A 6,379-nucleotide genomic window follows, 5' to 3' on the forward strand; every position below is an offset into this window, starting at 1 on the left:
TGGGTCAGCCCGGGCCCGCCATGCATTCATCAACCGTCATGACGAAACCTCTCACGACAATAAAGGAGCCGGTATGAATTACTGGAAGCAACTTCTTCTGCCTCTCGCGTTTTGGCTCACCGGCAGTGTGGTGGATTGCCTTGGCCTTTCTCCCGTGTCAGCTCAACCACTGGAACCTGAAATCGCGGCCCCCTCTCACAAGACCGGACCGGACATTCACCCGGGCTTGACGATTCGCCCCATGTCCGGGGGACCAATTCTCCCCGCCCCCACCGTCTCCACCAACGTCACCACGACCATCAGCGGGCTGATCGTGCGCACCACCGTCTCGCAAACCTTTCACAATCCCAGTGCCGAATGGGCCGAGGGCATCTATATCTTTCCGTTACCCGAACAAGCGGCCGTCGATCACCTGCGCATGCGGATCGGCGAACGGGTGATTGAAGGGATCATTCAAGAACGGGCCGAAGCCAAAAAAACGTTTGAACAGGCCAAGCGCAAGGGACAGCGCGCCAGTTTACTCGAACAGGAACGAACCAATGTGTTTACGGCGTCGGTGGCAAATCTCGCACCGGGAGAACCCATCATCGTGGAGATTGAATATCAGGATACGGTCCGGTACGACCAGGGCCGGTTTTCTCTCCGGTTTCCGATGGTGGTCGGGCCACGCTATATCCCTGGGACTCCTCTTTCTGTAAGCGAATCCCAACCACACAAAACTGGCGCGGGGTGGGCCGTCAACACCGATCAGGTTCCCGATGCGTCACGGATCACGCCGCCGGTGCAACATCCTGACCAAGGTCTCATCAATCCCCTCACGCTGCAGATCGATCTGGCACCCGGCTTTCTGCTTGATCGGGTAGAGTCGCCCACTCACCCCATTCATGTTGAAACCAATTCCAATGGACGCACGCACATTACGTTGACCGACCGTTCCACGTTTGCGGATCGAGACTTCGAATTGGCCTGGACCCCGCAACCCTCCCATGAAGCCCAAACACAACTATTTCTTGAAGCACAGGATGGCGACACCTACGGCATGCTGTTTTTCCTTCCGCCACAACTCATCGAGGCAGGGCAGGATGAGATGACCCGCGAAGTTATCTTTGTCATCGATACCTCCGGGTCCATGGCCGGGGCTTCCCTCGTTCAAGCAAAAGCCGCGCTTACCTTAGCCGTGTCACGGCTGACTCCCAACGACCGCTTCAACATCATTCAATTTAATTCCATCACGAAACAATTATTTCCGCAGGCCCTGGCGGTGGATCCCCGTTCGATTCAACGCGCACTCTCGTATGTGAAAGGCCTTCAAGCCGATGGAGGCACGGAAATGCTTCCGGCGGTTGTCCAAGCACTGGCTCATCAAGAAGACGAGGCTGCTCTCCGGCAGGTCATTTTTATCACCGACGGGCTGATCGGCAATGAGGAGGAATTATTCGAGACCCTTCACCGGCTGCTCCGCCGGACTCGCTTCTTTCCCGTCGGCATCGGCTCTGCCCCCAACGGGCATTTCATGCGCAAGGCGGCTCAACACGGTCGGGGCACCTTTACCTACATCGGCACCGCTCAGGAGGTGCAGGATAAGATGCATCGTCTATTTGTGAAACTCGAACAACCCGCGTTCCTGGATTTGGCCTTTCAGGTTCCGGACGGAGTGGAGTGGGATTTCCTCCCAACCCCGCTTCCGGATGTCTATGCCGGCGAACCGCTCATGGTGGCATTCCGAACGGCGACTCCTCCGGAACACCTCACCATTTCCGGCACGCACGGACCGGAGCCATGGAAGACAGTTCTACCGTTCACGTCCGGACTTGCCCGCTCAGGCATCGCGGTGCATTGGGCCAGACAAAAAATTTCACAGCTCATGGACCAGCACACTCAATCTTTTCAATCTGACCAACCTGCCCGGGAAGGCGAGCTGCGACAGGCCGTCATCGACGTGGCTCTCCGTCACCATCTCGTGAGCAAGTACACAAGTCTGGTGGCCGTAGAAACGGTCCCCGCCCGCCCCGAACACCAACCGCTCCAATCCCATGCCATGAAGACCAATCTTCCGCATGGCATGCAATACGAGGCCATATTCGGCTGGCCACAAACGGCCACACCGTCCACGCTCTATTTGCTGTTAGGAATCTTCACACTCTGGATGGGATGGTTCTGGACGCGACCACAGGCCGCACGACCGTGAGAACCCTTAGGCGTCGAGTCTTGGCAGGCCTGTTGTTGATCTTGGGAAGCTGGTTGATCGGACAGGGACTGTGGATTCCAGTGAAAGCCATTGCCGCCCAATGGCTCCTGCAGCAGGCGTGGAATCAATCATTAAAAACACAACAGCCTGCCAAGCCCTGGCCATGGGCAGACACCTGGCCCGTTGGACGATTGCTTGTTCCGCAACACGGCATCGACCAGATCATCCTGGCCGATGCCAGCGGGCGATCGCTAGCCTTCGGACCAGGACAGCTTTCCGAAAGTGTGAAGCCTGGGGAACCTGGCAACATCGTATTGAGCGGGCATCGCGATACCCACTTTCAGTTCTTACAACATCTTCAGCAAAACGATCTCATCTATTTGGAATGGCCCACTGGACATCAAACATCCTATAGGGTTCAGGCACTCACCGTGGTGGATAGCCGACAGACCCGTCTTACCTATCATGACGATGTGGAAGCCTTGATACTGACAACCTGCTTTCCCTTTGATGCCCTCCTCCCCGGAGGCCCACTGCGTTATGTAGTCACGGCATATCAGATGACTTCAGAAGGCCTATCGGCGGTAGGAATAGGAAAAGCCCCATGACATGGTATTTGAGTGGTCTTCTCCTGATTTTACGGACACAAGCAAGCGTCCGGGTCTTTGTAGAACCGGCCGTTTGAACGACCACCACACTCCAACTCTGCTCGGTCACGGGCGGGCGTGGCGCGCATACTGATCGGCCAGCGTCGCCACTGAACACATGGCGGATCGCGAGCTGCTGTCGATCGATTACCACCCAGGCCAGGGCTGTCCACTACACCTGGGGCGATTCACTTGGTAAAAAGTTGGCCGATGTCCTTGAATGCCTTGAACTCTAGAGCGTTGCCACAGGGGTCGAGCAGGAACATGGTGCCCTGTTCGCCGACCTGGTCTTTGAATCGGACGTAGGGCTCAATCACAAACTTGGCGCCAAACGACTTCAGACGCTCGGCCAGTGCTTCCCATTGCGACCATTCGAGCACAATCCCGAAGTGTGGAACCGGCACATCATGTCCATCAACCAAATTGATGTGCGGGTGATTCTGGGAGGCCGTCCTGGGGTGTTCGTGGATCACCAACTGGTGACCGTAGAAATTGAAGTCAACCCATTGGGTACTGGAGCGACCTTCTTCCAATCCAAACACTTCACCATAGAAACGCCGGGCTGCAGGGAGGTCGTAAACGGGGATTGCAAGGTGGAAGGGAGAGAGACTCATCGGGGACTCCGATTGGTTTTATGGTCAACGAATGGGGACGATGCTAACAGACCATGTCTGCCGTGCTTTCCCCGGCTTCATGGTTTTTCCTGAATCCTTCTAACTGCCGGCTTGGTCCTGATAACGCTTGAATTAGTACTCGAAAGCGACGCTATAGAGAGCAGGGACCATTTCAGCGCCCATGTGCTCTAACTTCGACTTCATGGGCGCCGCGCTCTTTTCATACGCTTTCCAGTAAAGGTCTTCGTTTTCCCATATCGCGATATTAATGAAGTTGAATTTGCTCTCTGGCTTGATACTTTTATGAAACTTTCCGCTAATGAACCCCTGTTGCTTCGTGATATTGTGCTTCACGTCTTCCCACCACTTTACAAATTCATCTTCTTTGCCATTCGGGACTGAAAACACATTAATTAAGGTTACTGGCATGGCGCACCTCCCGATCTTTACGAGTGGATGACCTACGTTGTAAAGGATTTAATCGGGTAAAGTACCATCTATTTCGGTCATGGTAAACTTCCCTATTTCCGTCAACCTGAACAGACCGATGAGTTGAAGGCGCTGGGTGCAACCCCATCCTCGAAACCCTGGTCGCAATCAACTCGTCAAACAGGGAACTCGAACAGTCCGGTGATTCCGGTCGTGAAGTTTTCTTTCAGAATCGGTATGGCTTCTTCTACGTTCACGTCTTTCTGGAGCACATGAGCGACCGACCGCATTTTATAGGTCTTGGGCTGCACAACGGGAACCTGTGGGCCTTTTTCCCATTCCGTGACTAAGACATCCGCCACACAGAGAGAGGTGGGGCCTTCAGGCTTCGGCGGGGGTTGCTCCAACACACCTTCAACATTTGTTACCCCTTGATGTATTTTTTTAACATCCTACTCCTACTAACCCATTGAGACCTGAACCTTTCAGGAAGAGGAGTTAGCTGTTTACGGCACAGGATGAACACCAAAGCGGGCGGGCTCACTCAACGCTTTCAATGTGCGAAAGTGACTCTTCAGCGCGGAAATATAGGTGGGGCAATCATGATAGGGGATGTGGAACTCTGCGGCAGTTCGTATGAGGATTTTGCTGATCTCCGGATAATGCGTGTGACTCACTTTAGGAAAAAGATGATGTTCGATCTGGTAATTCAGGCATCCCGAAAACCACGTGAGCCACTTATTCTTTCTTCCAAAATTTACCGTTGTGGCAAGCTGGAGGACTGCCCATTCGGATTCGAAGTCAGGCGGTTGCTCTCCCCGCGGTTCCGGATACGAGGATTCTTCCATGATATGAGCCAGATTGAAGATCAAGGTCACACTGAGACCGAGCGTGAGGTGGAAAATCACCAGACCTACAACACATTTCCAGAACGGCTGAAAAAGGAAAGGCGTGACGATGAAGACGGAAAAATACACCGCTTTAAGAGTCCAAAATTCAATTTCATCCTTCCTCGACATTGATGGATACTTCTGAAATTGATTAATCCTCATCGTGAAATAGTGAACAAAATCTTTAATGAAGATCCATTCGATCGTGGACAACGCATAGAGGAACCAGCAATAGATATGCTGATTCTTGAATTTTTTTTCCCAAGCCTGCCGGGGACTCATCCGCAAGGCCCCTCTTGTCTCCAAGTCATCATCCCATTCCAGGATATTCGTATAACTGTGGTGCAGAACATTGTGCTTATGCCGCCAGAAGTACCGACTGACGCCTAACATGGCGCAGGAACTCCGTGCAAGGAACAGGTTTACTTTGGGGTTCGCCGAAAAAGAATTATGGATCGAGTCATGGAAAATGTTGAATCCGACCCCACAAGCGGCAAAGGCAGTTGATAGGCAAAGAAGCAGCTGAAATGCAGAGTTTGAGCTGGCCAACAGCATGCCAAACGAGACAAAGAACCAGATAAGAACGATTGCTGATTTCAGGTACAGGCGACGATCGTCACGGCGATTCCTGCCCGCGAAATGCTCATCAACACGGGCACGGAGAACGCGAATAAAATTACCACGACCCTTGTCGGGAATCTTAGTCGTCTTGTCTATGGCGATCACTAGGGTTTGGCCTCTTGACTTTAACTTTGAGAAGCCGCTCGAACCTTCAATAGAACCCTTTTGGCTTAATATCATGAACTTCCCTGATATATTTAATGGAGAATCCACAAACCATTCTTACTTAACAGTATGGTTTCAATTTTCACGGATGGTTAAGGTTGGCGATCTATTGGTCAGCTGAAGGGGAGCGAGAAATCAAACTCAGCCTGAGGAATGCGACCATGCAGTCCCGCCTTCTTCTCATATGGCTGCACTCTCCACCCTGGGGAGTGGGTTCAATACGACAAGAGGAGGAATCGGTTCCTGATAGGAATTGAGATACGCATGATGATCATGCATCGTGGCCCCTTCAGGAAGCATGTCATAGAGCGAACCCAGTTTCCCTCTGATTTTTCTGGCATAGAACCTTGGGAGTTCTAATGTTTCCCCTTCCAGAAAGTTTCGGACCGACACATTCGTATCCATGAGTCCTCTGATCTTGGTGTGATACTTGATCCGGCCAAACCCTTCACTCGACACCGAGCGGATGAAATTAAACCATTTGGGAATCCAGCCACGATTCAGCATCACCCGCTTGGCAATCATCGGCCAGGAAAACGCATGCCGGGATAGATCCACCACATGATCATAAAATTCAGGCCAGGCGTAATGTTTGGGACGCACATTCATCGCATGATTGTTATCGAGAAAATGAAAGGGAAAGGGCAACACCCGCCCATCCCGTTGCAATTCCCGATTAAAAGGCGCGGCTTGGCCAAATGCCGTAAGCAAGGAGAATGCGGGGAAGGCTCCTGGTGCTAGATCACAAAATTGTTTGGTGAGTTCAAAAGGTTCCGGACCCTGATCGGAATCCAATCCCAGGACAAAATTGACCTGGACATAGGG

7 protein-coding genes are annotated in these 6,379 nt (G+C 52.5%); 2 read left to right on the forward strand and 5 right to left on the reverse strand.

All coding sequences use genetic code 11. From position 1 onward, the window contains the following. Positions 1-2,188, forward strand: a 2,188-nt coding sequence (locus AAH187_RS17170; RefSeq protein ID WP_342349708.1) for a marine proteobacterial sortase target protein, incomplete at its 5' end; no start/stop codon positions are given. Further along, positions 2,152-2,796 carry a class GN sortase gene (locus AAH187_RS17175; protein WP_342349709.1) on the forward strand — a complete coding sequence of 215 codons (645 nt, stop codon included), beginning with the start codon at positions 2,152-2,154 and terminating at the stop codon, positions 2,794-2,796. The genes AAH187_RS17170 and AAH187_RS17175, both read left to right, overlap by 37 nt. Positions 2,797-3,023: 227 nt before the next feature. On the opposite strand, the gene AAH187_RS17180 is transcribed toward AAH187_RS17175, so the two are convergent. The 5 genes from AAH187_RS17180 to AAH187_RS17200 form a co-directional block, all read right to left on the reverse strand. After that, the gene (locus tag AAH187_RS17180; protein WP_342349710.1) at positions 3,024-3,449 is read right to left on the reverse strand and encodes a VOC family protein; all 426 of its coding nucleotides are present in this window, start codon (positions 3,447-3,449) and stop codon (positions 3,024-3,026) included. A gap of 132 nt (positions 3,450-3,581) precedes the next feature. Beyond that, a complete protein-coding gene (locus tag AAH187_RS17185) occupies positions 3,582-3,878 on the reverse strand; it encodes an antibiotic biosynthesis monooxygenase (RefSeq protein WP_342349711.1) in 297 nt (98 codons plus the stop codon). 176 nt (positions 3,879-4,054) lie between these two features. After that, positions 4,055-4,285, reverse strand: coding sequence for a hypothetical protein (locus AAH187_RS17190; protein WP_342349712.1), 231 nt, complete (start codon positions 4,283-4,285; stop codon positions 4,055-4,057). 99 nt (positions 4,286-4,384) lie between these two features. Then, the gene (locus AAH187_RS17195; protein ID WP_342349713.1) at positions 4,385-5,494 is read right to left on the reverse strand and encodes an acyl-CoA desaturase; all 1,110 of its coding nucleotides are present in this window, start codon (positions 5,492-5,494) and stop codon (positions 4,385-4,387) included. Positions 5,495-5,734: 240 nt separating this feature from the next. After that, positions 5,735-6,379 (reverse strand): hypothetical protein (locus AAH187_RS17200; protein ID WP_342349714.1); only part of this gene is annotated, 645 nt, incomplete at its 5' end.

Source organism: uncultured Nitrospira sp. (genome assembly GCA_902500695.1).
Taxonomy (GTDB): domain Bacteria; phylum Nitrospirota; class Nitrospiria; order Nitrospirales; family UBA8639; genus Nitrospira_E.